Annotated in this window: 1 rRNA gene; it reads left to right on the top strand. The window is 54.8% G+C overall.

The window, feature by feature from the left end:
• Positions 1-2: 2 nt before the first annotated feature.
• A 23S ribosomal RNA gene (locus tag POF51_RS31935) occupies positions 3-2,871 on the top strand; the annotation flags it as partial.

Raw genomic sequence — 2,871 nt, 5'->3', positions numbered from 1 at the left:
GTGGTTAAGTTACTAAGGGCACACGGTGGATGCCTTGGCGCTAGGAGCCGAAGAAGGACGCAGCGAACTGCGATAAGCCTCGGGGAGCGGTAAGCACGCTTTGATCCGGGGATCTCCGAATGGGGTAACCCACCATCTGTAATGGGATGGTATCCTTCACTGAATACATAGGTGATGAGAAGGCAGACCCGGTGAACTGAAACATCTAAGTAGCCGGAGGAAGAGAAAACAATAGTGATTCCGTCAGTAGTGGCGAGCGAACGCGGAAGAGCCTAAACCGTCGGGTTTACCCGGCGGGGTTGTGGGGCGTCTCACATGGAGTTACAAAAGACGCGCGTAGGTGAACAGCTTGGGAAAGCTGACCATAGAGCGTGATAGTCGCGTAACCTAAACGCGCGTCTCTCCGAGACCAACCCCGAGTAGCGCGGGACACGTGAAATCCCGTGTGAATCTGGCAGGACCATCTGCTAAGGCTAAATACTACCTAGCGACCGATAGTGAACCAGTACCGTGAGGGAAAGGTGAAAAGCACCCCGGGAGGGGAGTGAAATAGTACCTGAAACCGTGTGCTTACAAATAGTCGGAGCCCGTTAAAAGGGTGACGGCGTGCCTTTTGTAGAATGAACCGGCGAGTTACGGTAGCGTGCGAGGTTAAGTTGAAGAGACGGAGCCGCAGCGAAAGCGAGTCTGAATAGGGCGATAGTACGCTGCCGTAGACCCGAAACCGTGTGATCTAGCCATGTCCAGGGTGAAGGTAGGGTAACACCTACTGGAGGCCCGAACCCACGCACGTTGAAAAGTGCGGGGATGAGGTGTGGCTAGCGGTGAAATTCCAATCGAACTCGGAGATAGCTGGTTCTCCCCGAAATAGCTTTAGGGCTAGCCTCGGAATTTAGAGTCTTGGAGGTAGAGCACTGATTGGACTAGGGGCCCTCATCGGGTTACCGAATTCAGTCAAACTCCGAATGCCAATGACTTATGTCCGGGAGTCAGACGGTGAGTGCTAAGATCCATCGTCAAAAGGGAAACAGCCCAGACCATCAGCTAAGGTCCCCAAGTATACGTTAAGTGGGAAACGATGTGGAGTTGCCCAGACAACCAGGATGTTGGCTTAGAAGCAGCCACCATTTAAAGAGTGCGTAATAGCTCACTGGTCGAGTGACTCTGCGCGGAAAATGTAACGGGGCTAAACGTATCACCGAAGCTATGGCAGTCCTTACGGACTGGGTAGGGGAGCGTTCCAAGCAGCAGTGAAGCCGTACTGGAAAGAGCGGTGGAGCGCTTGGAAGTGAGAATGCCGGTGTAAGTAGCGAAAAGACAAGTGAGAATCTTGTCCACCGAAAGCCTAAGGTTTCCTGGGGAAGGCTCGTCCTCCCAGGGTTAGTCGGGACCTAAGCTGAGGCCGAAAGGCGTAGGCGATGGACAACAGGTTGATATTCCTGTACCACCTCTGTTCCGCTTGAGCAATGGCGTGACGCAGGAGGATAGGGTGAGCGGCCTACTGGATGGCCGTCCAAGCAGTGAGTGTGGTGTGTAGGCAAATCCGCACACCGTTAAGCATGAGCTGTGATGGCGAGGGAAATTTAAGTACCGAAGTCCCTGATTTCACACTGCCAAGAAAAGCGTCTAGCGAGGAACAAGGTGCCCGTACCGCAAACCGACACAGGTAGGCGAGGAGAGAATCCTAAGGTGCGCGGGATAACTCTTGCTAAGGAACTCGGCAAAATGGCCCCGTAACTTCGGGAGAAGGGGCGCCTCGGTAGGGTTAATAGCCCGAGGGGGCCGCAGTGAAAAGGCCCAAGCGACTGTTTAGCAAAAACACAGGTCTCTGCGAAGCCGCAAGGCGAAGTATAGGGGCTGACGCCTGCCCGGTGCTGGAAGGTTAAGGGGATGAGTTAGCGCAAGCGAAGCTTTGAACCGAAGCCCCAGTAAACGGCGGCCGTAACTATAACGGTCCTAAGGTAGCGAAATTCCTTGTCGGGTAAGTTCCGACCCGCACGAAAGGCGTAACGACTTGGGCGCTGTCTCGGCAAGAGACCCGGTGAAATCATAATACCTGTGAAGATGCAGGTTACCCGCGACAAGACGGAAAGACCCCATGGAGCTTTACTGTAGCCTGGTATTGGAACTTTGTGCATCATGTACAGGATAGGTGGGAAGCTGAGAAGCAGGGGCGCCAGCCTCTGTGGAGCTGTCGGTGGGATACCACCCTTGATGTACGGAGTTTCTAACTCGTCGCCCTTATCGGGCGAGAGGACCATGCCAGGTGGGCAGTTTGACTGGGGCGGTCGCCTCCTAAAAGGTAACGGAGGCGCCCAAAGGTTCCCTCAGAATGGTCGGAAATCATTCGTAGAGTGTAAAGGCAGAAGGGAGCTTGACTGCGAGACCTACAAGTCGAGCAGGGACGAAAGTCGGGCTTAGTGATCCGGTGGTTCCGCATGGAAGGGCCATCGCTCAACGGATAAAAGCTACCCTGGGGATAACAGGCTTATCTCCCCCAAGAGTCCACATCGACGGGGAGGTTTGGCACCTCGATGTCGGCTCATCGCATCCTGGGGCTGAAGTAGGTCCCAAGGGTTGGGCTGTTCGCCCATTAAAGCGGTACGCGAGCTGGGTTCAGAACGTCGTGAGACAGTTCGGTCCCTATCTGTCGCGGGCGTAGGAAGTTTGAGGAGAGCTGTCCTTAGTACGAGAGGACCGGGATGGACGCACCGCTGGTGCACCAGTTGTCACGCCAGTGGCACAGCTGGGTAGCTATGTGCGGACGGGATAAGCGCTGAAAGCATCTAAGCGTGAAGCCCCCTCCAAGATGAGACTTCCCACAGCGCAAGCTGGTAAGACCCCTCATAGACGATGAGGTTGATAGGTTCG

It is taken from the genome of Brevibacillus sp. AG, from assembly GCF_028369215.1.
Taxonomy (GTDB): Bacteria; Bacillota; Bacilli; order Brevibacillales; family Brevibacillaceae; genus Brevibacillus; species Brevibacillus porteri.
The sequence above is the reverse complement of the archived record's forward strand: the minus strand, read 5'-3'. Positions and strand labels throughout refer to the sequence as shown.